The sequence below is a fragment of the Streptococcus oralis genome, assembly GCF_001579175.1.
GTDB classification, from domain to species: domain Bacteria; phylum Bacillota; class Bacilli; order Lactobacillales; family Streptococcaceae; genus Streptococcus; species Streptococcus oralis_O.
Genome location: NZ_KQ970774.1, coordinates 1 through 358, shown reverse-complemented (window position 1 = coordinate 358; position 358 = coordinate 1). Strand labels below are relative to the sequence as shown.

At 35.8% G+C, this 358-nt stretch carries 1 protein-coding gene; it reads right to left on the bottom strand.

Translation table 11 applies throughout. The annotated features are described in order from the left end of the window. Positions 1-179 precede the first annotated feature (179 nt). On the bottom strand, positions 180-358 hold a 179-nt coding region (locus SORDD24_RS11070), incomplete at its 5' end, for a CocE/NonD family hydrolase C-terminal non-catalytic domain-containing protein (RefSeq protein ID WP_155720161.1).

Sequence of the window (358 nt, the reverse complement as noted above, 5' to 3'; positions counted from 1 at the left end):
GAGTATCTTTTGTCCAAGGTTTATCTAGAGGCTTATTAAAATCTCTTATTTGAACTGGATTTGATACGAAGTTTACGTTTAATTTGACTGTTCAAGTGGAAATCTTTGGTTACAGGAAGTTCAATAGACAATTTGATTGCCTTTTTCTTGGAATACTTCCATATTGAAAGTCTGGTACATTATACCTTTTGACAAGGTATACTAAGAGTAGACTGTTCAAGATCGACAGTAAGCTGGTAAGCGGTATTGTCGCGTATAGTGATTTCAAAGTCAGTCGTATAGAGGACTAAACGGAGAGTGTCTCCTTCTTTTAACCTGTAAATAGTTGGTTGTAGTTCAAGTTGCACATCCATCCATT